This is a genomic window from Caballeronia sp. ATUFL_M2_KS44, assembly GCF_023630965.1.
GTDB classification, from domain to species: domain Bacteria; phylum Pseudomonadota; class Gammaproteobacteria; order Burkholderiales; family Burkholderiaceae; genus Caballeronia; species Caballeronia concitans.
Window position 1 is genome coordinate 35005 of the sequence record NZ_JALQEA010000051.1, and the last position, 26489, is coordinate 61493.

21 protein-coding genes and 1 pseudogene are annotated in these 26489 nt (G+C 64.0%); 6 read left to right on the plus strand and 16 right to left on the minus strand.

The window, feature by feature from the left end:
• Window positions 1-258: 258 nt before the first annotated feature.
• The 3 genes from NCR39_RS20850 to NCR39_RS20860 form a co-directional block, all read right to left on the minus strand.
• The gene (locus tag NCR39_RS20850) at window positions 259-498 is read right to left on the minus strand and encodes a DUF6723 family protein (protein WP_502800255.1); all 240 of its coding nucleotides are present in this window, start codon (window positions 496-498) and stop codon (window positions 259-261) included.
• 196 nt (window positions 499-694) lie between these two features.
• Window positions 695-1489 carry an enoyl-CoA hydratase/isomerase family protein gene (locus tag NCR39_RS20855; RefSeq protein WP_250453986.1) on the minus strand — a complete coding sequence of 265 codons (795 nt, stop codon included), beginning with the start codon at window positions 1487-1489 and terminating at the stop codon, window positions 695-697.
• A 32-nt stretch (window positions 1490-1521) separates the two neighbouring features.
• Window positions 1522-2586: a tartrate dehydrogenase gene (locus tag NCR39_RS20860; RefSeq protein ID WP_250453987.1), complete on the minus strand. Its 1065-nt coding sequence runs from the start codon at window positions 2584-2586 to the stop codon at window positions 1522-1524.
• A 1035-nt stretch (window positions 2587-3621) separates the two neighbouring features.
• Between NCR39_RS20860 and NCR39_RS20865 the strand changes: the two genes are divergently transcribed.
• Window positions 3622-3873: a DUF2934 domain-containing protein gene (locus NCR39_RS20865; RefSeq protein WP_250453988.1), complete on the plus strand. Its 252-nt coding sequence runs from the start codon at window positions 3622-3624 to the stop codon at window positions 3871-3873.
• On the opposite strand, the gene NCR39_RS20870 is transcribed toward NCR39_RS20865, so the two are convergent.
• The 3 genes from NCR39_RS20870 to NCR39_RS20880 all read right to left on the minus strand — a co-directional run bounded on the left by NCR39_RS20870 (window position 3870) and on the right by NCR39_RS20880 (window position 7726).
• On the minus strand, window positions 3870-5078 hold the full coding sequence (locus NCR39_RS20870) for a GGDEF domain-containing protein (RefSeq protein ID WP_250453989.1): 1209 nt from the start codon (window positions 5076-5078) through the stop codon (window positions 3870-3872). The genes NCR39_RS20865 and NCR39_RS20870 overlap by 4 nt on opposite strands.
• A gap of 157 nt (window positions 5079-5235) precedes the next feature.
• A complete protein-coding gene (locus tag NCR39_RS20875; protein WP_250453990.1) occupies window positions 5236-6942 on the minus strand; it encodes a dihydroxyacetone kinase family protein in 1707 nt (568 codons plus the stop codon).
• Between the two features lie 76 nt (window positions 6943-7018).
• On the minus strand, window positions 7019-7726 hold the full coding sequence (locus tag NCR39_RS20880) for an MgtC/SapB family protein (RefSeq protein WP_250453991.1): 708 nt from the start codon (window positions 7724-7726) through the stop codon (window positions 7019-7021).
• A gap of 107 nt (window positions 7727-7833) precedes the next feature.
• Here NCR39_RS20880 and NCR39_RS20885 point away from each other — a divergent pair, with 107 nt between their 5' ends.
• Window positions 7834-9849: a protein-L-isoaspartate(D-aspartate) O-methyltransferase gene (locus tag NCR39_RS20885; protein WP_250453992.1), complete on the plus strand. Its 2016-nt coding sequence runs from the start codon at window positions 7834-7836 to the stop codon at window positions 9847-9849.
• Window positions 9850-9854: 5 nt separating this feature from the next.
• Here the strand turns inward: NCR39_RS20885 and NCR39_RS20890 are convergent, their stop codons facing one another.
• From NCR39_RS20890 to NCR39_RS20900, 3 genes are all read right to left on the minus strand, one after another.
• Window positions 9855-10916 (minus strand): L-dopachrome tautomerase-related protein, encoded by a 1062-nt coding sequence (locus tag NCR39_RS20890; RefSeq protein ID WP_250454363.1) that lies wholly within the window; start codon window positions 10914-10916, stop codon window positions 9855-9857.
• 102 nt (window positions 10917-11018) lie between these two features.
• Window positions 11019-12044 (minus strand): SDR family oxidoreductase, encoded by a 1026-nt coding sequence (locus NCR39_RS20895; RefSeq protein ID WP_250453993.1) that lies wholly within the window; start codon window positions 12042-12044, stop codon window positions 11019-11021.
• Window positions 12045-12123: 79 nt separating this feature from the next.
• Entirely contained in the window at window positions 12124-12537 is a 414-nt protein-coding gene (locus NCR39_RS20900; protein WP_250453994.1) for an NUDIX domain-containing protein, read from the minus strand.
• A 242-nt stretch (window positions 12538-12779) separates the two neighbouring features.
• Between NCR39_RS20900 and NCR39_RS20905 the strand changes: the two genes are divergently transcribed.
• A complete protein-coding gene (locus tag NCR39_RS20905; RefSeq protein ID WP_250453995.1) occupies window positions 12780-14147 on the plus strand; it encodes an MFS transporter in 1368 nt (455 codons plus the stop codon).
• Here NCR39_RS20905 and NCR39_RS20910 read toward each other — a convergent pair.
• On the minus strand, window positions 14144-14971 hold the full coding sequence (locus NCR39_RS20910) for a phosphodiesterase (protein WP_250453996.1): 828 nt from the start codon (window positions 14969-14971) through the stop codon (window positions 14144-14146). The two genes, NCR39_RS20905 and NCR39_RS20910, sit on opposite strands and share 4 nt — an antisense overlap.
• A 19-nt stretch (window positions 14972-14990) precedes the next feature.
• Window positions 14991-16013, minus strand: a complete 1023-nt coding sequence (locus tag NCR39_RS20915) for a sugar-binding transcriptional regulator (RefSeq protein ID WP_250453997.1) — start codon at window positions 16011-16013, stop codon at window positions 14991-14993.
• A gap of 148 nt (window positions 16014-16161) precedes the next feature.
• On the opposite strand from NCR39_RS20915, the gene glpD reads away from it, so the two are divergent.
• The gene (glpD, locus tag NCR39_RS20920; RefSeq protein ID WP_250453998.1) at window positions 16162-17679 is read left to right on the plus strand and encodes a glycerol-3-phosphate dehydrogenase; all 1518 of its coding nucleotides are present in this window, start codon (window positions 16162-16164) and stop codon (window positions 17677-17679) included.
• Here the strand turns inward: glpD and NCR39_RS20925 are convergent, their stop codons facing one another.
• Window positions 17680-18153, minus strand: coding sequence for a hypothetical protein (locus tag NCR39_RS20925; RefSeq protein WP_250453999.1), 474 nt, complete (start codon window positions 18151-18153; stop codon window positions 17680-17682).
• Between the two features lie 465 nt (window positions 18154-18618).
• On the opposite strand from NCR39_RS20925, the gene NCR39_RS20930 reads away from it, so the two are divergent.
• Both NCR39_RS20930 and NCR39_RS20935 read left to right on the plus strand, forming a co-directional pair.
• Window positions 18619-19488 (plus strand): manganese catalase family protein, encoded by an 870-nt coding sequence (locus NCR39_RS20930; RefSeq protein WP_250454000.1) that lies wholly within the window; start codon window positions 18619-18621, stop codon window positions 19486-19488.
• Between the two features lie 134 nt (window positions 19489-19622).
• Window positions 19623-19877: a DUF378 domain-containing protein gene (locus NCR39_RS20935; RefSeq protein ID WP_250454001.1), complete on the plus strand. Its 255-nt coding sequence runs from the start codon at window positions 19623-19625 to the stop codon at window positions 19875-19877.
• Between the two features lie 45 nt (window positions 19878-19922).
• Here the strand turns inward: NCR39_RS20935 and NCR39_RS20940 are convergent.
• The 4 genes and pseudogenes from NCR39_RS20940 to NCR39_RS20955 form a co-directional block, all read right to left on the minus strand.
• Window positions 19923-20306, minus strand: a pseudogene (locus NCR39_RS20940) (phosphatidylserine decarboxylase); the annotation flags it as partial.
• A gap of 563 nt (window positions 20307-20869) precedes the next feature.
• Window positions 20870-23920: an efflux RND transporter permease subunit gene (locus NCR39_RS20945; RefSeq protein ID WP_250454002.1), complete on the minus strand. Its 3051-nt coding sequence runs from the start codon at window positions 23918-23920 to the stop codon at window positions 20870-20872.
• Window positions 23917-24912: an efflux RND transporter periplasmic adaptor subunit gene (locus tag NCR39_RS20950; RefSeq protein ID WP_250454003.1), complete on the minus strand. Its 996-nt coding sequence runs from the start codon at window positions 24910-24912 to the stop codon at window positions 23917-23919. The genes NCR39_RS20945 and NCR39_RS20950 overlap by 4 nt, the downstream gene beginning before the upstream one ends.
• 97 nt (window positions 24913-25009) lie before the next feature.
• On the minus strand, window positions 25010-26251 hold the full coding sequence (locus NCR39_RS20955; protein ID WP_250454004.1) for a TolC family protein: 1242 nt from the start codon (window positions 26249-26251) through the stop codon (window positions 25010-25012).
• Between the last annotated feature and the right edge of the window lie 238 nt (window positions 26252-26489).

Here is a 26489-nt window from a genome sequence, read left to right on the forward strand (position 1 = left end):
CGTTCGCATGTATTCAGCAATTACTGCTCCCGGCTTCGAGAGCGGCGCGCTGCATGCGGAAATTCATGGACAAATGCGACTGCTCACGTGGACATATTATTCACCGTGAGCGTTATCGATTTCTGACTCGTTACCGGAAAAAGCAAAGGCTGCCGCGACGAAGCTGTGAATACCGTCTGATATTCAGCATAGTCGACCGGCAGCCTTCGAGCGTTGCGTAAAACCCTGTACCGCCGCAAGCGCAATGTGCGCAAACCCTCAAAGCTCGGGCCGCACGAGATCCGCTCTCACGACTTCATCGCCGCGCCGCTGTGCCGCTTCTATTGCGGCAGCCTTGGTGGGAAAAGGACCGATCGTATCGACGCCATCGAACGGAAAGAGAAGCCGTCCATCTGTTTTCCTGACGACCTTCAGCGTGCCGTAATAACCGCTTGCGCTGCTGCCGCGATAAGAAGCGTAGATATGGAAATCGTCCTCGGTTGCGCCGGGTGCGGGCAAGACACTTCGCGTGGGGAACAGCACGAGTTTAGGGCGTCTTCCACTGATATGCGTCATGCAATCCCTCCGATCAAACGTATGCGTATGAACGGGTATTGTGCGCGGCGAGCCACGTTCCAGAACTGTACGTAACGCGGGATATACGAACACGATATCGACGCGCCGTTCCGCGATGAAACGGGCGCGCCGACGCGCCTCAGGCGCCCGTCCAGACCGGCGGGCGTTTCTCGGTGAAGGCCGAGACGCCTTCGTGAAAGTCGTGGCTGCCGTAGCATTGACGCACGAGGTCATCGCCTTCGAGCGGCAGCGCGGCGAGCATGCGCGACATGGACTGCTTGCTCACGCGCATGGTGATGGGCGCATTGCGCGAGAGCCGGTCCACGAGCGCGGCCGCGCGTGCATCGAGCTGATCCGGCTCGACGCCTTCGATGACGAAGCCCGCCGCGATGGCATCGTCCACGTTGAGCATGTCGCCGAGCACGAGCATGCGCTTCGCGCGGCCGATGCCGAACTCCGCGACGATCCGCGCCGTATTGCTGATCGCGAGGCAATTGCCGAGCGTGCGCGCGATCGGCACGCCGAACTTCGCCTGCGGTGTCGCGATACGCAGATCGCAGCACGCGGCGATCGCGAGGCCGCCGCCGACGCACCATCCATCGACGATAGCGAGCGTGGGCATCGGCAAGCCGTCCACTTTCGATAGCACGCGTTCGATGCGACGCTCGTAGTTCACGCCATCCTCCGCGCTTTCGAACGCGGTGAACTGCTGAATGTCGGTGCCCGCGACGAAGGCCTTGCCGCCCGCGCCGCGAAACGTCGCCACGCGCACGTCGCGCTCGTTCGCGAGCCGCTCGCAGATGGCTTCGAGTTGCTCGTACATGTGCCACGTCATCGCGTTGTGCGCGTCCGCGCGATCGAACACGATATGCGCCGCCGCGCCTTCAATCGTCAAACGCACTTCGCCTTGCTTGTTCTTGTCGTCGTCATTCATGCGCCATGTCTCCTTCATGTTGTGTTCGATGTTCAGCCGATGCGCGCCGCCACTGCTTCGCCGACTTCGGCCGTGTTCGCCTTGCCGCCGAGATCGCCGGTATGCGGGCCTTCCTTCAGCACGGCGGTGATTGCGTTCAGGATGGCGTCGTGGGCTTCGCGTTCGCCGAGGAAGTCGAGCATCATCGCGGCGGACCAGATCATCGCGATGGGGTTCGCAATGCCTTTGCCCGCGATGTCCGGCGCGGAGCCGTGCACCGGCTCGAAGAGCGACGGGAACGTGCGCTCCGGATTCATGTTCGCCGAAGGCGCGATGCCGATGGTGCCCGTGCATGCCGGTCCGAGATCGGAGAGGATATCGCCGAACAGGTTCGTGGCGACGACGACATCGAAGCGATCGGGGCTCAGCACGAAGCGCGCGCTCAGAATGTCGATGTGCTGCTTGTCCCAGCTTACGTCGGGGAACTGCTCGGCCATTTCGGCGGCGCGCGCGTCCCACCAGGGCATGCTGATCGAGATGCCGTTGCTTTTGGTCGCGACGGTGAGCTTCTTCTTGCGCTGCTGCGCGAGGTCGAATGCGAACTTGAGCACGCGTTCGGCGCCCTTGCGCGTGAAGATGGATGTTTGCGAGACGAACTCGCGTTCGGTGCCTTCGAACATGACGCCGCCGACGGATGAATATTCGCCTTCGGTGTTTTCACGCACGATCATGAAGTCGATGTCGCCGGCCTTGCGATTCGCGAGCGGCGAAGGCACGCCATCGAAGAGGCGCGCGGGACGCAGATTGATGTATTGCTCGAATTCGCGGCGGAACTTGAGGAGCGACCCCCAGAGCGAGATGTGATCGGGTACTTTGGCGGGCCAGCCGACTGCGCCGAAGAGAATGGCGTCGCACTGTGCGAGACGACTTTTCCAGTCGTCGGGCATCATCTGGCCGTGCTGCGCGTAGTAATCGCAGCTCGCCCATTCGATATGGTCGTATTCGAGCGCGATGTTGAAGCGCTTTGCGGCGGCGTCGAGGGCGCGCAGGCCTTCGGGCATGACTTCTACGCCGATGCCGTCGCCTGGGATTACCGCGATGCGGTAGGGTTTCGTCATTGGTTGACTTCTCCTTTGGACAGGACGCGGGTCATTCTATAGGTTTGGTTTGGCCCTCGCCGGGCTTGGGGTTTCTTTTATCTGACTTCCTTTCAGTGCATTCCTTTCAGTGCTTTCCTTTCAGTGCTTTCCTTTCAGTGCTTTCCTTTCAGTGCTTATTTTCGTGTCGGTCTATTAGCTCGCCCCTCCCCGGGGCGGGGGTCACTTTCTTTGCTGCTGCAAAGAAAGTAACCAAAGAAAGCAGCTTTTCTGGCCCGAAGCACTGACTGTCTAATCACTCCGTAGAACCAGATTGGCACTCAGCTTGAATCAACCTTGAATCACCTTCCGCGCCCGCTGAGCGCCACCCCATGCGAGCCCCTCGGCTCGACAAAACCATCAGCCCTCAACCCACCACGCTACATCCCAAACTACCGCAAAACCTACTCGTCAACACCCCCGCACGTAAACTTCGCCTCTGACATGTTTCCAAACGCGCTGCTCGCGCCTTGCGCCTTGCGGTTTGTGGTTTGTGTTTGTGGTTTGTGGTTTGTGGTTTGTGGTTTGTGGTTGCGGCGTGGAATGGCTTTTTTGAAGCGTGAGCGGTGGTGCCCGAAGGGTGTTGTCGAGCCGGGGGGCTCGCATGACGTGGCGCTCAGTGGGCGCGGAAGGTGATTCAGGGTTGTGTCAAGCTGAGTGCCAACGTGGGTCTACGAAGTGACTAGACATTCAGTGCTTCGGGCCAAGAAGCTGCTTTCTTTGGTTACTTTCTTTGCAGCAGCAAAGAAAGTGACCCCCGCCCCCGGGGAGGGGCGTGCTAATAGACCGACGCGAAAAAAAAGAAACACGAATGAAAGGCCCGACCACGCGCGAAGGCATAAAAAAACGCCCATTGCATTCCCGAGTACGATGACCCGCGAATCAACTGAGCGAATCAACTGAGCGAATCAACCGAGCGAAAAACGAGCAAGCGAAGCGCGCGCAAAGATGTGGCATGACGAATGCACCTGTCCGCAGGCGAAAACCCACATTCGAAACTTCAAGGATCGACGAGAAATGCCCGACACCCCCAGCAAGCCCGACACCCTGGCGGAAGTCCCGATGGAGGGCGAACTGCTCGAGCAGCGCATTCGCACGCTCGCGTATTACATGTGGGAAGCGGACGGCCGGCAGCCGGATCGTGCAGACGAGTATTACCATCGCGCGCGCAAGCAATTGCTCGCCGAATACGGCCAGACAGATTCCGCCGACAATGCGCTCGACGAACGATCGGACGGATCGAAGCGAAAGAAAAAGCGTGCGCCCTAGCGATGCGCTTCCTCGACACGCGCATCATGCGTCGCGACACAATCGCCACGTGCACGCGATGCACATTCGAGCCGATTGCCGCCAAGCGACTTCGCGCGATACAGCGCCTCATCCGCCGATGCCAGCAGTTGCACGAGCGTAGGCGCCTCATTGCCCGACACCGCGAGTCCCATGCTCACCGTCGCGCGAATCGCGACCGCATCCGCGCCATGCGCAGTCGCCCCGGCAAAACGGCGAACGATGGATTCGCCCGCCGCTCGCGCGCGAATGCCGTCATGATCGGGAAGCACCGCCGCGAACTCTTCCCCGCCGATGCGCGCAAGAACAGCATGCGGCCCGAGCACGTTTCGCGCGATCGCCGAGAATGACTTGAGCACGTCGTCGCCGGCCTGATGCCCGTACCGGTCGTTGATGGTCTTGAACTGATCGAGATCGATGGCAAGCACCGCCACCGGCCGCGATGCCCCTCGCTCCAGCACCATCCGCGCGCCTTCCTCGAAGAACCATCGGCGGTTGCCGACGCCCGTCAGATAATCCGTATTCGATTCACGCACGAGCTGGCCATGGGCTTCGTCGCGCACGAGCCGGAGCAGCGTCATCGGCAACACGACCGAATACAGCACGCCCTCGTACATCGTGATCTTGCCGACGACAATGAGCACGCCTTGCCCGAACCACGTGACCATCCACGGCAGAACGAACGCGCGCGCCGCATAGAACAGCGCATGACCGCCCGAGACGATCGCGGCAATGCGCCTCGATTGCTGGCCCGCGCTGCCGTCGTTACGCAGCAGTTCGAGCGACGTCATTCCGCACGCGATCGCAATCGGCACCGCGCTCGCATACGCCCAGATGAGATCGAGCCAGCGCGCGCCGCCGAGCGCCCACGTCATCGCGAGCACCACGAGAATGCCGATGGACACGCGCCGATGCTGCCGTCCATTCAGCGACGCGACGCCATGCAGCGTCAGCAGATAGCCGCTGACGATGACGAGATTGCTCAACGCGGCACCCCACGCGCCGGGCAAGTCGCCGCGCATGGCCGCTGCCGCGCAGCCGAGCGCGAGCGTCGCGTATCCCGCAGCCAGAATCTTCAGTTGACGGCTGCGCCCGGGATGCGACCGATGCTCCCAAAGCGTCATCCCGGAGCTGGCGAGAAGCGTTCCGATCGCAAGTAAATAAAGGGTAAGAAGATCGACGCGCACTCGCTTGCCTTGTTCATTTTCGATGAGGTCTTCGCATGGGCGAGTTAACGGCATATGCGCGCGCGTCTTGAGGCGAACGCGGTAGGGACTGCGCGCCGGCTGCCTGAGTCCCGCGCCGGCGCGCACTTTTTACCGCACGGCGTGCATCAGCCGCGCATCAGCCGTGCAGATGCGGCGTCAGCGCGGCAAGCCAGCACGCCACCGCGACCGCGCCGCCATCCGCAATGCCGACGGCCCGCGCGCCGAGATAGCTCGCGCGTCCGGCGCGCGGCGTCATGCTAGCCGTCCCCTGCGCGCCTTTCTGCGCGGCGGCGACAGCTTGGCCCCAGGCGTCATCGGCTGAACGGCCCGCGCTCACCGCTTCCTCGAACGCGGATGCGGCCGGCAGCAACGCATCGAGCATCGTGCGATCGCCGGCCTTCGCGCCCCCCAGATCGCCGATAGCCTGCACCGCATGCGCGAACGCGGCGGCCCAGTCTTTCGCCGAAGGATGGTCGATGCCCGCGAGATGACGCGATGCGCGCATCAGCGCCGTTGCATAGAACGGCCCGGAGCTGCCCGCGATCGCCCGCCGCAACGCGGTCCCGAGCGCGGCGAGCGCTTCGGCGGGCGTCGAGAGCGCGGCATCCGGAACGTCGCGGATCGCGTGCGCCGCGCGCGTCATGCTGATGCCGAGATCGCCGTCGCCCGCTTGCGTGTCGAGATCGGTAAGCTGCGATTCGCTCGCGATCAGCGCATCCGCGACACCGTTCAGCGCGAGCCTGATCCGTCGCGCCCAATCATGCGCGGACTCGCTTTCCACGCGCGCGCTCGCTTGCGGCTGCGGCACCGGCGCATCGATGCGGATATCCGCGTTCACCGCGCCGCCGCCGGGCCAGGCGCGGGCATCGGTCGGGGCATCGAGCAGATCGAGCGTGGAATCGTCCACGCGCAGCAGCGAGATGGAACAGCCGGGCATATTGAGCGCCGACAGCAGCGTGCCGGACCACGCGCGCTCCACGCGAATGCCGCGTTGCGCGAGATTCTCGAAGGCCGCGCGCATGACGATGTCGAGTTCCATCTGCGGCGTCGCGCCGAGGCCGTTCACGAGCAGCGCGACGCGTTCGCCATGCTTGAGCGCGGAATCGTCGACGATGTTTTCGATCAGCACGTCCGTCAGCGCATCGGCGGCGAGCGGCGCGGTGCGCTCGACGCCCTTCTCGCCGTGAATGCCCAAGCCGAGTTCGATTTCATCGTCGGCAAGCGTGAAGCCCGAACGGTCAGCGCCGGGCAGCGTGCAGCCGTCGAGCGCCACGCCCATCGTGCCGAGACTCGCCGCCGCGTGCCGCGCGATGCGCGCGACGTCGTCGAGCGCCATGCCGCGCGCCGACGCCGCGCCCGTGATCTTGTGCACGAGCACCGTTCCCGCGATGCCGCGCCGCTGGCTGCGATCCGCGTGTTTGCGCAACGCGACGTCGTCGGCCACGATCACCACTTCCACCGGAATGCCTTCGGCCCGCGCGAGTTCGGCGGCCAGCCCGAAATTGAGGCGATCGCCCGTGTAGTTCTTCACGATGAGCACGGCGCCGCGCGGGCCGGCCGTCGCGCGGATCGCGGCGAGCACCGCATCGGTCGATGGCGACGTGAACACTTCGCCGCACACGGCTGCGGCGAGCATGCCCGCGCCGACGTATCCGCCGTGCGCGGGTTCGTGGCCGCTGCCGCCGCCCGAGATGATCGCGACGGGCCGGTCGGCGGCTTCGCTCTGCGGGCGCGAAACGAGCACGTTTTCATCGCCGAGAATGGCGACGTGCGGCGCTTGCCTGGCCATGCCTTCGAGCATGTCGCGCACGACGCGCGCGGGCGTGTTGATGAGCTTCTTCATGCGTGGTCTCCTTCGAAGCGATGAAAGGCGGGCGGCTAGAAGCGTAATGCATTTCATCGCATGGAGAGGCGCGCCGTCACCGCGTGATCGACCACTCCACCGTTTCCACGCCCGCCACCGACGCCGCTTCGACGAAAGGCGGCACGTCCAGCGAGTTCGGCGCGGCACGCCATTTCACCTTGAACCGCTCTTCCACGCGATTCCCGTTCGCCCCCGCCGATCCCGCGATCGCGGCGAGGCTGCAACCGTACGCGCGCATCGACTCGGCGAGCGTTTCCATCGAGAACGGCCCGCGCTCGTAGACGATCTTCAGTTCGGCCTGCCGGTCGCGCGGAATGCGCATTTCGACGGCTTTCATGAACCACAGCACGACGATGCCGAGCGCGAGCCCGATGCCGCCCAGCGCCAGTTGCCCGCCGCCGAAGCACAGGCCGACGACCGTCACGAACCACAGCGTCGCCGCCGTCGTCACGCCGAGCACGAGACCTTCCTTGCGCAGAATCGCGCCCGCGCCGATGAACCCGACGCCCGACAGAATGCCGAGCGGCAGACGCATCAGATCGAGTTCGACCAGCGACTGCGCGGTCTTGCCGGACTGCGCAAGAAGTGCATTGACTTGCAGCATCGCGAGACACGCGGCCAGGCAGACGAGCAGCGTCGTGCGCAAGCCGGCGACTTTGCCCGACTCGCCCCGGTTCAATCCGATCAGCACGCCCGCCACGACGGCAAGCACGATGCGGATGCACACATCCGGCCATTCGAGGATGAGCGGCATCGGCGACATAAAGACTCTCTCCACGGCTTACATGTTGCATGTCGAGCAAACGTCGAACCTGGGTCCGTCGCTTGCTGGCCCTGCCAGACAGCGGAAATGCGAAGAAAGGAGCGGCGATGGACCGGTTCGAGGATGCGCGCAGCAGGATGATCGAGCGCCAGTTGAAAGGCCGGGGCATCGCGAACGCGCGCGTGCTCGACTGCATGGCGAAGGTGCCGCGCCACGCGTTCGTCGATTCCGCGCTCGCCGAATTCGCCTACGACGACAATCCGCTGCCGATCGCCGCGAATCAGACCATCTCGCAGCCGTACATCGTCGCGCTGATGCTCGAAGCCGCCGACGTGCAGCCGGGCGACCGCGTGCTGGACATCGGCACCGGCTCGGGCTACGCGGCGGCGGTGATGGCGTGCATCGGCGCGCGCGTGGAATCGGTGGAACGTCACCGCGAACTCGCCGATTCCGCCCGCGCCACGCTCGAAGCGCAGGGCGTCGCGAATGTCGCCGTTCATCATGCGGACGGCACCGAAGGCCTGCCGCAGCATGCGCCATTCGATGCGATCCTCGCCGCCGCGGGCGGCCCGTATGTGCCTTCGGCGTGGCGCGAACAATTGAAGATAGGCGGTCGGCTCGTAATGCCGGTCGGCGATGCGCGCGAAGCCCAGCGCCTCGTCAAGTTCGTGCGCACCGGGAAACACGAGTTCGAGCAGGAAGATCTCGGCTCCGTGATGTTCGTGCCGCTGATCGGCGCGGCGGGCTGGGAAGAGGAGCCGGACATTCGGCCCACCGCGCCATCGATGCCGCATGCCGAACCGAACGCAGCGGCCCGTTCATTGCCCGAGCGGATTCGCGCGGCCGCCGTGCGTCTGCCCGAGCCGAGCGCGCCGGATTTCGCGCACGCATTCGACCGCTTCGCGCAAAAGCGCGTCGTGCTCCTCGGCGAAGCGAGCCACGGCACCGCCGAGTTTTACGAAGCGCGCGCGGCCATCACGCGGCGGCTCATCGAGGAACACGGGTTTCGCTTCGTCGCGGTGGAAGCGGACTGGCCGGACGCCGCGATCATCGACGAACACGTGCGGCACCGGCCCCGCGCGCGGCCCGATGCGCGGCCATTCCAGCGCTTTCCGCAATGGATGTGGCGCAACGCCGAATTCGGCGCGTTCGTCGCGTGGATGCGCGCGCACAACGCCGCGCTGCCCGACGAGCGCCGCGCCGCGTTCCATGGCCTCGATCTGTACAGCCTGTCGGAATCCATCGCCGCCGTGCTCGCGTATCTGGACGAGCAGGATCCGGACGCCGCGCGCATCGCCCGCGAGCGATACGGCTGTCTCACGCCGTGGCAGAAGAACCCGGCGGTGTACGGCCGCGCCGCGTGGCAGGCGGGCTTCGGCAAGTGCGAGAAGGCCGTGATCGCTCAGTTGCGCGATCTGCTCGACAAGCGCCTCGCCTCGCCCGCCGCCGATCCCGGCCTCTTCGACGCCACGCACAACGCGCGGCTCGTGGCGTCGGCGGAGCAGTACTATCGCGCGATGTATGGCGGCTCGGCCGAAAGCTGGAACCTGCGCGACACGCATATGTTCGACACGCTCACGAGCCTGCTCGATGCCTGGGGCGCGGACGCGCGCGCCGTCGTGTGGGCGCACAACTCGCATCTCGGCGATGCCTCCGCGACGGAAATGGGCCGCGTGCGCGACGAGTTGAACGTCGGCCAGCTCTGCCGCGAACGCTTCGGCGACGACGCCGCGCTGATCGGCTTCGGCACGCACGCGGGCACGGTCGCGGCGGCCAGCGACTGGGACGCGCCGATGCAGGTGATGAACGTGCGGCCATCGCGCGCGGACAGCTACGAGCAGCAGTTCCATCTCGCGGGCGTGAACCGGTGCATGGTCGATTTGCGTCCCGGCATCGACGATGCGTTGCGCGACGCGCTCGCCGAAGAGCGGCTGGAGCGCTTCATCGGCGTGATTTATCGGCCGGACACGGAGTTGTACAGCCACTACGCGCAGGCCGAACTGCCCGCCCAGTTCGACGCCTTCGTGTGGTTCGACACGACGCGCGCCGTCAAGGCGATGCCCGCGTCGCAAGACTCGGCGGAGGCGCCGGAAACGCCCGAGACGTTTCCGTTCGGTCTGTGACCTCGTTATCGGCGGCGGATGGCGTAGAGCGATGTCGGCAGCGCGATAGGATCGTCGGGCTTGAACCAGCTCATGTCGGGGATGCGCGAATCGGTCACGTACACGGTGCCGTCCGGTCCTTGCGTGAACGTGTCGGGCCAGCGCAGTTGCGGATCGCGCAGCAGCGTGAAGTAGCGGTCGCCGTCGCGCACGCGCACCGCGTGATGCTCCACCGACGACACATACAGCCTGCCGCGCTCGTCGAAGAGAAGCCCATCGGCGGGACCGTCCATGCCAACCGTCTCCACGCGCGCCGATACTTGCTGCGCGCTCAGTTGCGCGTTCTGCAGCGCATCGGTCGGAATGCGATACAGCGTCTTGCCCTTCACCGCCTGCCAGTACAGATAGCGCCCGTCGGGCGTCAGCGCGATGCCGTCCGCCGAGAAATTCACGCCGCGCCCGTCGGTCTGACGCAGCGGCTTGCCATCGACTTTCACGGTGACGGTCTTGTCCGCCTGCGTGCTGGGATCGCCGTCGAGTACGCGCCGCGCGACGCCCGTCGTCCTGTCGATCACGACGAGCGCGCCGCGCACGCCGGAATCGGTCATATAGATGAAGCGTCCGTCCGGGCTCAGGCGCAGATCGTTCAGGTAACTGCCTTGCGGCGCGATGCTTTCGTCGAACGCGAAGACATGCGCGACGTGGTTCGTCGCGAGATCGATCTGCACGAGCTTCGGCGCGCCGGGCACGACGAGCGACTGCGCGGGCGCGCCCGGATCTAGCACCCAGAGATTGCCCTGCTTGTCCGCGACGACGGATTGCACGCACACGAAGTGATCCGCCGGCGACAGTTCATCGCGGCGCGCGTTGCGCCACGCGTTCCAGTCGGCATCGGGATACGGACGCACGTCGCCGTTCGCACCGAGTTCGGCGACGGAGATCGGCGCGTCCTCGGTCCAGCGCGGGAAGTTGACGAAGGTGCGGCCATCGGGCGATACCGTCACGCCCGTGACCTGATGCTCGAAACGCGCGACGAGTTGCAGCTTCGCATTGCCCCGATGCGCGTAGGCGGTTGCATCGTCAGGCATGTTCTGGGCGAAGCCCGTTTGCGTCAGCAAGGCGAGCGTGACGGCGGCAAGACAGCGGTTCATCCTGTGCATGATGGATTCCTGATCGATATGGCGAAGGCTTCAGGCCGCGTCGCGCGCGAGGCGAACGTAATGCCGCGCGGCCATCACGAGCATCACTGCGGCCACGCCCGTCAACGCGGCGCGTGCGCCCGCGGGCTGGAGGCGCGCGTTGGTATAGAGACTCGTCTCGCGCACCGGACCATTGCGGCCCGAACGCTCCCGCAGCGTGCCGGAGGCTTCGTAGAGCGCATCGCCGCTTTGTCGCGGTTCCTTCTTCAGTTGAATCCTGATGCCGATCTTGCTGGCGATGGCATCGTAAAGACGCGGCGCGCGCTGACCGAAACCGGACATCGCACGCGATGCCCCGCCCACGTAGATATCGCGTTCGGAATGCGTGGCCGCATGAAGGATCGCCTTCGCGACGACATCGGGCGCATACACCGGCTGCGGCAGCTTCGGCTCCCGATCGAGATAGTTCTTCGCATGCTCGACGAACATCGTGTCGATGCCCGCAGGCTTGATCAGCGTCACCGAAACGGGCGCGCCTTCGTCCTTCAGTTCGAGACGCAGCGAATCGGTGAAGCCCTTCACCGCATGCTTCGACGCGACATACGGGCCTTGCAGCGGCACGGCCACATCCGACAATTCGCTGCCCAGATTGATGAGCGCGCCGCCACGTTCGCGCAGATGCTTCGCCGCAATGCGCGATCCGTTCACGACGCCCCAGTAGTTGGTATCGAAGAGCTTGCGCTGGTCTTCCAGCGTGACATCGACGATGCGTCCGTACACCGAGACGCCCGCGTTGTTGATCCACGTATCGAAGCCGCCGAAGCGCTGGATGGCGGCGTCGGCCACGGCCTGCAACTGGCTTTCGTCGCCGACATCCGCCACCGTGTAGCCGACGTCCGGGCCACCCTCTTTCGTCAGCTCTTCCGCGAGCGATGAAAGCGCGCCTTCGTCACGCGACACGAGCATGAGCCGCGCGCCCGCCTTGGCCGCAAGGCGCGCGGTGGCGAGCCCGATGCCGCTCGTCGCGCCGGTCAGCACGATGGTCTGTTCACGCAGAGGCTTCAGTTTGATGCGCATGGCGGTTCCGATGTAAGGGAAATGAGGGATGCGCCATGCTCTAAGCATCCATCGTTCCTCTTCGCCGGATTTCCGCGCGTCAGACGAGCGCGTCGATTGCGGCCCAGTCGATTGCGACGTCTTCCGCGCGGCCCGCCGGCGTGCGCGCCAGCGCGACGATCTCCCGCGTCGGCACGCTCGTCGCCAGCGTCGCGATATGCGCGGCCTTGAACCAGTCGCATCGCGCGATCTCGTTGCGCGGCTCCGGCTTCGCGTCCCGCGCGATGTTCACGCCGAACACGTGGTGATGCTTGTTGATGCCGCCGAACAGAAACAGATACTTCAATTCGCTTACGACGAGACCTGTCTCTTCCTCGAGTTCGCGGCGCGCCGCTTCCTCAGGCGTCTCCCTTCTGCGGATGGTTCCGCCGGGCAACGCCCAGCGCGAACGCCTGCGCGTGACGAGCAGGATCTTCTCGTCGCGGGTGCAAATGATGGTGGCCCTTTCTCTCATCGTCGTATGGAAACGGTTGGCGCCACTCACTGATGCGGCGCCTATCATCGAATTGACATCGTGCGGCGGCACACTCGCGCTGCCGCGAATCTTCCCTTCCCGACTGCCCTAGCCAGCGCCATGCCGCGTCGCAAAGACGAAGGAAGGAAAGGCGCGAAGCATTGCACATCCGCGCATCTCCTTTGCAACGATGTGCAAAAGCCACTATAAAAAACGATGCGCCCATGCGCGGGAGAATTCGAATGAGCTTCGATCAACTCGATTCGCAACAGGTCCGGCGATTCCAGCGCAAGGTCACCTTGCTTTCAGCCGGCGGCACCTTTCTGGACGGCTTCGACCTGACCATCGTCGCGGTCGCGCTGCCTTCGGTCATCAAGCAATGGCAACTCGGCGCGGGCACGCAAAGCCTCGTGGTGTCGTCGGCGATCATCGGTTCGTTCGTCGGCGCCGTGTGGCTCGGGCGGCTCACCGACCGCTTCGGCCGCAAGGCGATGTACGCCATCGACCTGCTCGCGTTCGTGCTGTTCGCGCTCCTGACGGCCGTGTCGCAGAACGCGTGGCAGCTTATCGCATTTCGCTTTCTGCTCGGCGTGGGCATCGGCGCGGACTATCCGATCTCGGCCACGCTCGTCGCCGAATTCAGTTCGCGCCACAAGCGCGGGCAGCACGGCACCTCTCTCGCGGCGATGTGGTTCGTGGGCGCGGTGGCCGCGTATGTCGTCGGACTCGCGTGCCTGCCGCTGGGCGAGAACGCATGGCGCTACATGCTGGGCGTGGGCGCGGTGTTCGCGCTGGTCGTGTTCGTGTTTCGCATGACGCTGCCCGAATCGCCGCGCTGGCTGCAATCGAAGGGACGACACGACGAAGCCGAAGCGGTCATGCTCGCGGTAACGGGCGAACGCATCCCGATGCAACGCGAAGTGCAAGCGAAAGGCAGCCTCGCCGAACTCTTCTCGAAGCCGATGCTTCGACGCACGCTCTTCGTGCTCGGCTTCTGGTTCTGCTACGCGACGGCTTACTACGGCATTTCGATGTACGCGCCCACCATCATCTCGCCGTTCTCGCACGGCTCGCGCGTGCTGACTATCGTCGGTTCGGGACTCATCGCGATTCTCGGCATGATCGGCGCGATCATCGGCATGAATCTGGTCGATCGCTGGGGCCGCCGCCCCTTGCTCATCACGTCGTTCGCGGGACTGTCGGCGGCGCTGCTCGTGCTCGCGCTGAACTCGAAACCGACGTTCGCGTTTCTCATCGTGCTGTTCAGTTGCGCGGTGCTGTTCGCCAATTCGGGCGGCGGCATTCTCAACTTCGTCTATCCGACCGAACTGTTTCCGACGAACGTGCGCGCGGGCGCATCGGGGCTGGCGACGTCCGTGAGCCGCATCGGTTCGATCATGGGCGTGCTCGTGTTCCCGAACTTCGTCGCGTGGTGGGGCGCGAGCGCGGCGCTGTGGTTCTTCTTCGGCATCGCGCTCGCGGGCTTGCTCATCTCCGTGTGGCTCGCGCCCGAGACGCGCAACATGAGCCTCGAAGAACTGAACGCGCTAGAAAGCGCAGGCGATACCAACGCCGCGCGTGGCGCGGCGGTGCGGCATCGTCCCGTTTAGTCGATGAGCGCGTGGTCGGCGTCGTAGAACGGATACGTGCCGCCGGAATCGCCGATGTACGCCGTGTGCGTCACCACGCCCTCGCCTTCCACGTAGCGATGCAGCAGGAACGCGGGCGGCTCCATCACGAAGCGCGATGGACCGTTCGCCCGCAAGTCGAGCGCGACCTGATGCGCGGGCGCGGGACACACGCTCGCAATCGTGCCCGCGAAGCGCCTCTGAATCGCGCGATGCACATGCCCGCACAGCACGCGCTCGATCTCCGGATGCTTCTTGACGATGGCCGCGAGCTTCGCGGCGTCATCGGGCGCGAGACGCTGCGCATCCATATGCTCGATGCCGCATGCGAACGGCGGATGATGCATCGCGAGCAGCGTGGGGCGCGCATCGCCATCGGCGAGCGTCCGCGCGATCCACTCGAGACGTTCGTCGCACAGGCGGCCTCCACCGTGCGGCGGATCTTGCGTATCCGCGACCACCACGCGCAGCGCGCCCAGCTCGAATGCATACTGCGCGAAGCGCGGATGCTCCTGCAGATACGCGTGATCGGCGAACACTTCGCGCAACGCATCGCGGCCATCGTGATTGCCGACGCATAGGTAATACGGAAGTTCGAGCGGCGCGAGCAACGTTCGCAGATACGCGTATTCCTCGGCATCGCCGAAATCGACGAGATCGCCTGTGATGAGCACGGCATCCGGCCGCGGATCGAGCGCGTTCAACTGCGCGATGCATCGCGTGAGATACGCCGCCGTATCCACACGGCCATACGCGAGCTTGCCGGGACGTTTGATGTGAAGATCGCTGATCTGTGCAATGAGCATGATGTTTCCTTTGAAGGTCTCAGGCCGGTTTGCCGATTCTGCGCCCGCTCGATGACACCGGTTCGCGTTCCGCCGCAAGCAATGCACGCGCGGTGGGTTCGTCGATGATGAGTTCCTTGATGAAGCCGCCACGCAGCGCGCCGCGCACGCCTTCCACCTTGCGCCGCCCCGACACCACGCACAGCGTGTGCTTCGCGCGCCGCAAGAGACCGAGGTCCGGGCCGCTCGCGCGGCGATTGAGCGCGATATCGCGATACGTGCCGTCCGCGCGAAAGAACACAGTGGCGATATCGCCGACCACTTCATCGCGGCGCAGCGATTCGAGTTCGCTCTTCTCCAGAAAGCCGCCGCTATAAACGTGGCTCGTCATATGCGGCGACATCACGCCGACGCTGCACAGCATGATGTCGGCGCGGCTTTGCAGATCGAGAATCTGCCGCACGCTGCGTTCGCGCCACAACGCGCGCTTGGTCTCGGCATAGTCGAAGAACGCGGGCACATGAAACGGATGCGGCCGCGCGTCGAAGTTCATCGCGAAGCGCATGATGAGATTGCTGCTGAACGTGCTCGTCACGCCTTGCGCGTTGCCCGCGCCGTTCAGTTGCACGATGTCCACGTTCGCGGTCGATTTCGGAATCAGATGGTCCGATACCGCCGCCATCGTCGTGCCCCATGCGATGCCCACGACCATGTTCGAATCGACGACGGTGTTCAGATAGCTCGCGGTGAACATCGCCACGCGCCGCAGCCATTCCGCTTCGCCGGCCGCTTCCGGCACCGGCACCACGCGCGCCGCGTGCAGCCGGAAGCGCTGCGTCAGTTCCATTTCCACGCTTTTCGAACGCTCGCTCGGATCGTTGATGCGTATCTCCACGAGACCGTTCGCATGCGCGATGCCGAGCAGCCGCGACACCTTCGAACGCGAGAGCTTCATGTCCTGCGCGATCGCTTCGGTCGTCATGTCCTGGTAGTAGTACATCTTCGCGACCTGCACGGCGGCGGCGAACTGGCTCGCTTCGTCCTTGAACACGGGGCTCGGCATACGCGGGAATCTCGAAGACAGGGGAAACGCCATTACATCATGCTCGCCGGATCGCTTTATAGTCTGGGTTGCACGAAATTTCAGACGCGTTGCGAAAACGTGCAGACGCACCTATAACGCCAAAACCATGCGAAATGCGGGGGAAAGCATGACCGAGCGGGCGGCACACGTCGATTACGACGTTCTCGTGGTGGGCGGCGGCATCAACGGAACGGGCATCGCGCGCGATCTCGCGGGACGCGGCGCACGCGTGATGCTCGTCGAACAGGACGATCTCGCGCAACACACGTCGTCCGCGAGCACGAAGCTCATTCACGGCGGCCTGCGTTATCTGGAGTATCGCGAGTTCGGGCTCGTGAGAAAGGCGCTGCAGGAGCGCGAAGTGCTGTTGTCGGTGGCGCCGCATCTGATCGCGCCGCTGCGCTTCGTCATGCCGCACGTGCCGGAGCTGCGGCCCGCATGGATGATCCGCGCGGGCCTCTTTCTCTACGATCACCTGAGCCGCCGCGCCGTGCTCGAAGGCTCGCGCAGCGTGAACTTGCGCACGCATTTCGCGGGCGCGCCGCTCGTCGATTCGATCACGCGCGGCTTCATTTATTCCGATGCCGCCGTCGACGACGCACGCCTCGTCGTGCTCAACGCGCTCGGCGCGCATGAACGCGGTGCGCGAATCGCAACGCGCATGCGCTTCGTTTCGGCATCGCGAGGCGAGCACGAATGGCGTGTGACGCTCGCCGATGCGGCGGGGCATCGGCAAGAAGTCAGCGCACGCGCGCTCGTCAATGCGGCCGGGCCGTGGGTCAATGCGCTCGCAACCGGCGAAGCAGATGCCACCGCACGCGCGATGCGGCTCGTGAAGGGCAGTCATATCGTCACGCGAAAGCTGTTCGATCATGACCACGCGTATATCCTTCAGAACGACGACCGCCGCATCATCTTCGCCATTCCATGGCAGCGCGATTACACGCTCATCGGCACGACGGATGTGGATTACGAAGGGCCGCTTTCGGATGTGCGCATCACGCGCGAGGAGATCGGCTATCTTTGCGCGGCGGTGAATCGATACTTCCGCAAGCCTGTCGCGCCCGGCGATGTAGTGTGGTCGTACGCGGGCGTGCGTCCTTTGCTCGCGGACGGCGCGGACGATGCGGCATCGGCCACGCGCGACTATCAGCTTCAACTCGATACCACGCGCGCGCCGCTATTGACCGTGTTCGGCGGCAAGATCACGACGTATCGGCGGCTCGCGGAAGAAGCGGTGGAACAGCTCGCGGGGGCGCTTGCGATCACCGCGCCCGCATGGACGCACGCCGCACCGCTTCCGGGCGGCGAGATGCCCGATGCGGACTTCGCGCGCTTTTTGAAGGGGTTTCGCGAGCGTCATCCGTATTTGCCGCGCGAACTGGCGCAGCGTTATGCGCGCGCATATGGGCTGCGCGCGGACATCATGCTGGACGGCATCGGCTCGATGGATGCGCTCGGGGCGCTGCTCGCGCCGGGGTTTTACGAAGCGGAGGCGAGCTATCTCATCGAACACGAGTGGGCGCAAACCGCCGACGACATGCTCTGGCGGCGAACCAAGCTCGGCCTTCAGGCGAACGCCGACGATACCGCGCGTCTCGACGCATGGATCGCCGCTCACGCCGCTATCGGCATAGGCGGATAGTCAGCGCAAGCGGTGCGATTGCGCGCGAGCGAGCGCGGCCACCGCGAAGCCCGCGCCCAGCGCGAGGTACGTCAGCGCGAGCGACTGCTTCGACAGATGCGCCTCGAATCCCGGCGTGAGGCGATCGGGCACCACGTGATAGTCCACGACATACGCGACCGCGGCCGTCGTCGCGGCGGCGGCGGCAATCGTTCCCGCGCGCGGACGCTTGCCGCACAGCGCTTCGAACAACACGCCCCAGAAGACCGCGCTGCCAAGATGAATGCCCGCGCCGATGCCGGTGTACTTCGCGCTCAAGTCTTCTTCGCGCAGCGCGCGCTTAGGCCACAGGCAATGCGTGACCGCGTTCAACGCCGCATAAGGACGACGGCCCGACGCCGATGCGCCCGCCGCCGCCGCCATCGCCGATGTCATTCCCGCCGTGCTGCCGGAGCAGATCGCTCGCAATATTAGGTCATTGGATGTCGATTTCATTCGCGTGTCTCCGTCATATTCGAATGGCGCGGAGCAATCGACATTCCCTTTTCGATCCTTGATTCAGCGCATTAGTACGGATAACGATGCTTCCTTCGCGGCACATCGATTGCGAGGGATAGGTACAGAGCATCGATGCACGCCAGGGCGACCGCGTTCGACATTTGGTGGACCAGGTGCGCCATATCCACGCGGTGCACGGTGGCACGTGCGTTGCTGAAAGCGAAGCGTCTGCCCGTTCAGGCGCTCCGAGGCAAACGACGGACAGACTCATTCCACACGCGGCGTTTCTCGGCCGCATCACGCCAGCACGGTTCATACGCGCTGAGGCTCGCAGCACGACGATCGTGCGCAACGCATTGCGCTTCGCGCGCGGTCGCTGCGAGACACAAGAGAGCAAACCCGATCATTGCGCGCATGAGCGTCGCAAGGAAACGTTCGTCCCTAAAAAATGGAGCCGTTGATATGTTCGTACATAACAAACGCCTGCAATATACGGTCCGCGTGGCTGCGCCGAACCCCGGACTCGCCAACCTGATGCTGGAGCAGTTCGGCGGTCCTCAAGGCGAACTCGCCGCTGCCATGCGTTACTTCACGCAGGCCGTCACCGAAGACGATGCAGGCCGCAAGGACCTGCTCTTCGATATCGCCACGGAAGAGTTGAGTCATCTGGAAATCATCGGCAGCATCGTCGCCATGCTGAACAAGGGCGCGAAGGGCACGCTTGCCGAAGCCGTGGAAGAGGAAGCGGAGTTGTATCGCACCATCACGCAGAACGGCAACGATTCGCACACCACGTCCATTCTGTACGGCTCGGGCGCACCGCTCACGAATTCCGCCGGGGTGCCGTGGACGTCGGCCTATATCGATACCATCGGCGACCCGACGGCCGATTTGCGCTCGAACATCGCGGCGGAATCGCGCGCGAAGATCGTGTACGAGCGGCTCATCAACGTGACCGATGACGCCGGCATCAAGGATGCGCTCGGCTTTCTGATGACGCGTGAAATCGCGCACCAGAAGTCGTTCGAGAAGGCGCTGCATTCCATCCAGCCGAACTTCCCGCAAGGCAAGCTGCCGGGCAAGCCGGAGTTCACGAGCGTGTACTTCAACATGTCGAAGGGCGACGACATGCGCGGCCCGTGGAACGAAGGCGGCGACTGGGAATTCGTCGCGGACCCGCAGCCGGCAGTCGATGGCGGCGACGGCACCGCGAGCGTGCAGGTCACGCAGACCGAAGTCGAAGCGCTGCAAGCCCTCGCGACGCGCACCGCGTCGGACCCGGCGAGCGATCCGACCACCGGCGCCGATCTCGGCTCCGGTCAGGCGCAGTAACGCAGGTCGCAACGCCGGTATCGCCCGCGACTGGGCGGTATCGGCGAATGTGAGGCCGCCCGCCGTCGCAGTGACATGCGCGACATGCGGGCGGCCGTTTCGATGTCCAATAACTGTCTATGCGGAGCTTAGTCATGCCAACTGTTTCTTCGAATGGAACCGTCGCGATGCGTCGCAATCCGGTCGACTGGATTACCGGCGCGCTCATCATCATCGGTGCGTTGAACTGGGGACTCGTGGGTCTCCTCAACTTCGATTTGGTAGCGGCCATCTTCGGCGCGGGATCGCCGGGGGCGCGTATCGTTTATATCCTGGTGGGGCTGGCGGGCATCTATCAGCTCGTTCGTGCGTTCATGCCGGCGCGCGATCAGGCCCTTGCGCACCGCTGATTGTTGCGCCGCGCGTTTGCATCGAGCGCGCGGCGCAACGACGTCCTATCGCGCCGTGGCGAGATGCGCGTTCACATTGATCGGCGGTTGCTCGTCGCTGAAGGGCGGCTTCACAACGAAACTTTCGATCACGCCGGGCCTGAAAATCAGGCACATGGACGATCCGCCATACTGGAAGTAGCCGAGTTCATCGCCCTTGCGCACGCGTTGCCCCGGCAGCGCTTCGATCATGCATGACGACACCTCCGCCATGCCGATGAACACGCAAGCGACCTCGCCGATCGCGGCATCGTCGCAATCGATCACGATGACCGCGCGCGCCGCCACCGCGCTGATATATCCCTGCGAGTCGTTGAGACCGCCGGGGTCTTCGCCTTCCGATTCGGCATCGGAGTAATACGTGCCATCGACGAGATAGGCTTTCACGACTGTCTACGAGGATAGTAGCTTGTACGGAACGGTGTCGTTAGTTATTGATTCTGTTGATCCGACTTCATGCACCACAACAGATTGTTTGTATGAAGTACCCAAATTCGGATCCACGAATTGGGATGATGGTTCTTACGCATGCGTCCAGCTTGGTTCAGCGCATCGGGTGACGACGCAGAGCGAGCGGAGCACAGTTCGGGATCGCGGGCGTCGACGCTACCACCGGGCAACGGTCGCTAAGCCGAGCTTCGCTGACGTCGGCCTGTCCGTCATCACCCGAGTCGGAAGGCAAGCTGTTTCCCGTATTTTCATTCGGATGCCTTAGCAAAATGAGAAAAGGGGTTGTTACCATCGATGAATGCCATGTCCTTTTCATTGTTTCGACGACGAAAAGGACATGGCCAAGCCGATACTCGACGACGAACTGTGGGCACTCATTGAACCGCTGCAGTTCGTGACGGTGAGAGGTGTCCGCTATCGCCTGAAGGCTGGATGACAACCGACGCTACGACTATGAATTTCAGCCGGCATCCAGGCCGCCTGGATGAGCAGCAGTGGCGGATTTACTCCCCTCGTGTCCGCATCAGGATGCGCAGCAGCACAGGCAGGAGCAGCAGAACAAGCGGCAATTGGACAACGAGTCCCGAAATGATTGCGATCGCCAGCGGCTGCTGCATGGCGGAGCCTTGTCCCAAAGCGAAGGCCAGTGGCAGAAGCGCAAGAATCGCGGCAATGGTGGTCATCGCAATCGGCCGCAAGCGGTTACGCCCCGCTTCGACCAGCGCGCGGTCGAACGCCATGCCGTCGTCGCGCACCAGGCCTTGCAACTCGGACACATAGAAGATCGCGACTTCCGTCACGATGCCGATGATCATCGTCATGCCCATCATCGCTGAGATGTTGAGTTCGATGTGCGTCACCCACAGCCCCACGAATACCGCGCCCGCCGCGAGCAGCGGCATGGCCATGACTGCCAGGGCGACGCGGAATCGCTCGTAAAGAAAGAGCAGCAAGCCGAACACAAGCGCCACAGCTGCGCCAAACACCGTCAGAAGGCCTTTGAACGCTATCTGCTGTTGCTGATAGAGACCGCCAAGCTCGTAATAGACGCTCGATGGCAAAAGGCCGGATTCGCCGAGTGCCTTCTGCACGTCGGCGACGGTCGAACCCAGGTCCCGCCCATCGATGCGTGCCGTGACCGCCACCATGCGCTTGAGATTGTCGCGACTGATCTCAGGCTGCCCGGTGACCTTGACCATGTTCGCCACGCGGCCCACTGGAAACAAATGTCCGTCCGGCGCGCGCACCAGCAACTGGCCGAGTTGCGTATCGGTAAGCGTCGAGGCGTTCGCAACGTGCACGCGCACGCCCACCGTCTTAGGCCCGCTCTGAAACTGCGTCGCGACACTGCCCTGCAGCATGTCCGAAACCGCCTGCGCAACCGACTGCACATCCATTCCTTCGGCAGCCACTGCGTCGGGACGGATGCGCAACTCGAGCGCATCGCCGGCCGGATTGATGCCGTCGTTCACATCGACCACGCCGGGTATCTTGCCAATTCGCGCCGCGACCTTGCGTGCAGTGGTATCGAGCGTCTCCTGGTCGTCGGAATATATCTTGATCTGCACGGGTTGCGGCACGGCCGTCAAGTCGCCGATCAGGTCTTCCATCAACTGAGCGAGCTCGATACTGACACCCGGAACCTGGCTGTCGATGCGCGAGCGTATCTCCTCCATGACGGTTTCGATCGGCTCACGATCGCCCGACTTCAGCCGCACGAAGAAATCGCCCTTGTTCGGCTCATTGAGATCGCCCCCGAGACCGGCTCCCGTGCGGCGCGAATAGGTCAGGACATTCGGATTCGACTGGAGGATCGCTTCGATCTGCTGCATCAGGCGGTTCGTCTCCGCGACGGAAGTGCCCGGCGCCGTGTGGTAATCGAGCACAAAGCCGCCTTCGTCCATGGTCGGCATGAAGCCGCTACCCACCTGCGTGAACGCGAAGCCCGCAGCCGCTATCAGCGGTACGACGCCCACCAGAACCAGCAGCGGCCTGGCGGTCACGCGTGCGACTAGAACGGCATAGCGCCTGTTCATCCACGCGGCGAAGCGCGATTCCTTGTGCTCCTCGGCATCCTTTGGCTTGAGCCACCGGTCGCAGAGAATCGGGACCGCGAGCCACGTCACGAGAAAAGAGATGAACAGCGCGCTTGCCATCGTTACCGACAGCGCCTTGAAGAAAGCGCCCGTGACGCCCGAAAGAAACGCAAGGGGCACGAAAATGATCAGCGTTGCGCCGGACGAGCCCGCAAGGGGACGCGTGAACTCCAGCGCCGCCGCCATCACGCGGCCATGAAATGCCCGCGCGCCGCCTTCGCGCATGCGTCGCACGACGTGCTCGATCATCACGATCGCATCGTCGATGACAAGACCCACGGCCGCCGCCATGCCGCCCAGCGTCATGATGTTGAAGCCCATGCCGAACACATCGAGCAGCAGGATGGTGGACGCCATGACCACGGGCACCAGTGCAACGGCGATGGCGGTGATCTTCCAGTTGCGCAAGAACACGAAGAGCGTGATGGCAGCGAGCACGACGCCAATCATGATGGCGTCGCGCACGCTGCTTGCCGACGCGATCACCAGTTCGCTCTGGTCGTACCAGTTCGCGAGATGCACGCCGGGGGGCATCTTGTGCTCAAAGTCCGCGAGCTTCGCGTGGATCGCCCGCGCCATTGCCACGCTGTTCGCGCCCGGCTGTTGATAGATGTTGACGAGCACGGCGTCCTTGCCATCGGCGGTCACGCGCATCCACTGCGGCACGACGCCTTGCCGCACCTTGGCGACGTCGCCGAGCAAGACCTGCGTGCCGCCATTCGACGCAACGACAACGTGCTCGAGTTCGTCGATGCGCGTGATCGTCGTGTTGGCGATGACGAGATACAGCTTGTAGTGGTCTTCTATCCGTCCGGTCGCCATCAGTACGTTGCTCGCCCCGATCGCTTTCGATACGTCCGCGAGCGACAGCTTGTAGGCCGCGAGACGCGCCGGATGGATGGCCACTTCGAACTCGTCCTGCGCGCCGCCCATCACGTCGACGCGCGCCACGCCTTCCACCGACGACAACAAGGGCCGCAATTGAAATTGCGCGAGATCCCGCAGCGCGGATTGCGACTGTCGCTGCGACGTGAGGCTGTAGGCGAGCACCGGAAAGACGGTCGGGTCCATCCGGCGCACTTGCATCGATGTGCCCGGGGGCAACGTACCCAGGATCTCGCTGATAGCGGACTGCGCCTGCAAGGTCGCCTGCGCCATGTCCGTGCCCCAATCGAAGTTGATCGAAATCTCGGCCGATCCCCGGCTCGTTCTCGACTCGACATCGCGCACATTCGGCACGCGGCGCAGGGCTTCCTCGACGGGCATCGTGACGAGCGTGGCCATCTGCTCCGCAGGCCGATCGCCGGCATCGAGCGAGACGACGGCTCGTGGAAACGCGACGTTGGGAAAGAGCGAAATCGGCATGCGGAAAGCCGTGAGGCCGCCCGCAATGGCCAAGAGCGCGATGACGAACAGCAACGAACGCGAATGTCGTTGCATCCACTGGCCGAAGTTCATTGCGCCGGTCCCTGCTTCGCGCTGTCGACGCGCACGGGTGCACCGTCATGCAGCTCATAGTTGCCGACGACAACGAGTTGGCGCGTCGCGTCGAGCGACCCCTCCACACCGTAACGGCCGCCGTCTTCCACGACGATTCTCACGTTAGCCCGATGCGCCTTGCCGTCGCTTCCCGCTTGGAACACGTAATCGCCTTGCGCATCGTGAAGCACGGCGCTGCGCGGCACGATCCAGTGGACGCCCGACTGCGTATCGATGTCCGCCTTCACGCGCGTGCCCGGAATAAAGGCGCTCTGCCCCGTCGGAACGTTCGCACCGACACTGACTAACTGAGTCTGTGAATCGACGGCTGCGCCTACCATCACGACGCGTCCCGCGATATGCGCGCTTTGCAGTGCAGTCGACAGTCCGCTCACGGTGACGCTATCGCCGCGATGAATCGACGGCATATCGGAGGGTTCGACGCCTAGCGTCACGTTCGGCTGTGCGTCGCCACCGCGCGTTCCTGCCGACAGTTGAAGAATCGCAGCGCCGGCCTGAACCTGGTCGCCCTGTCCGGCAGACACCTGCGTCACCACGCCATCATGCGGCGCAACGACGGTCGTCTTTCCATTGCCGACGCCAAGCTGATTCTGCGCCGCCAGCGCCTGCCTTGCGTCGAGCGCGGCCTTGCGAGCAGTGGCGAGTTGCGATTGCGTCGCGAGCGACTTGTCGAACAGGGATTGCGTGCGTGCGAGTTCGTCGTCTGCGAGCTGCGCCGCGCTTCTCGCCTGGGCTGCCGCGACGACGGCGCCAGGATCGGCCTGCACGAGGAAGAGCGGCGCGCCGCGAACGACGCTCTGCCCCGCCTGCACCCGCATTTGCACGATGCGCGCGATATAAGGCAGGTCGATTGTCGTCACGTTCGACGCGGAAGCGGCCACCACGCCATACGCGTGAACCGGCCGCGATATTGGGCCACGCGTCAGTGCGACGGTCTGCACTGCCGTCACGGGGATAGGCGCCTCATCCGCATGCGCGAGCGAACACACGAGGGCGATGACGACTGCGACAGGCGCAGCACGAAGGCTCTCTACGAGCCGGACGCGGTTATTTCGCATTGGATTCGGTGTATCGCTGATCGGAGGAGTAGGCATCGGGAATCACGCTGCCCAGCAGTGCCTGCAAGCCGACGCGCTGTTCCGCGAGCGACTCACGCAAAGTCGCGGCATCGATGCGTTTCGTCAGCGCCGCGCTTTGTGCATCGACATACGCGGGCAGCGCAAGATTGTGTTCGGCGTACGCAGCGGCTGCGTCCTTTGCCGCGCGATCGGCATCCGGCAGCGCGGATTCCATCGCACGCAACTGCGAAGCGAGGATCACCGTATCGGCGCGCATCTGCGCAACGTCTGCGTATGCGGTGTTGAGCCGGTCGTCGTACTCGTCGTGCAGACGCTGGCGCGTGGCTCGCTCGATCGCGACGTTGCCCTGATTGCGGTTGAAGATTGGCAGACTGAGGTTGATCTGGAAGCCGCTCGTGTAGATAGGAGCCGTGTCTCGGGCCCGCACGAAGCCGACCGAGAGGCTCGGGAACTGACCCAATATCGCCGCACGGTACTTTTGTTCCTGTGCCTCGTAGCCCGCCTGAAGGGCAAGCAGATCGGGGCGGCGTTGCGGCAATGCCTGCAGCGCTGCTTCGATGGTGCTTGCCGGCATCGGCGCGATTTCGTCGCTGACGGTGAGCTTCAGTTCCACATCGGGCGCAAGGCCAAGAAGCGCGTTCAGGTCGTGATGCGTCTGCAAGGCTGCGCGCTGCAAGTCGGTATATTGCCGGTTCGCGTCCGTGTAGGCGGTGAGCGCCGCGGTGAGCGCATCCGAAGTGAGATTGCCCTCTCGTTGCGCCTGAGCCATATGCTCATAGCGCATGCGCGTGAGATCGCGCTGCTGCTGCAAGAGCGGCAACGTCTCTGTCTGGAAGCGTGTCTTGACGAAGAGCTGCTTCGCTTGAGCAACGGCCTGCCACTCCTGCCACAGCAGACCAAGGTCCGTCCTGGCGACAGTGGCATCCGCCGATTGCTTGTTCGCACTGCGCGTGACGATTGCCATCACGTCGATACTCAACGCATAGCTGAACGCGGGCACTGCACCGAATGCGCCGGGAAAGTCGCGCGCAAGGCCGAGTTGCGGGTCGGGAAGGAGCCCCGCCGAATAAGCCTGTGCGCAAGCAATATGCAGATCGTCGCGTGCGAGCTTGAGCGCCGGATTGTTCGCAACCGCCAGCATGGCCACTTCTTCGATGTCGAAGCCGTCCGACGGGTCAAAACGGTGCGCGGCGAGTTCAGGCAAGGGCATGCGCGATGAATCGATCTGAACGCGTTCCAATTGACTCGATGACGTGCGGCCCGCGTACGGCGCCAGGGGCGCGCGATGATACGAGGCGCAGCCCGATAGCGTCAGCAAGCAAGCGCCCGTCAATCCGGCGAGGCTTGATCGGCTGAATCTCGAGTGAATGAAAAGGATGGCAGAACAAAGAGGCAAGCAACTCTCCCCGCTTCGGCTGGTCCGGAGCAGCAGCATTGATTAACGCGCA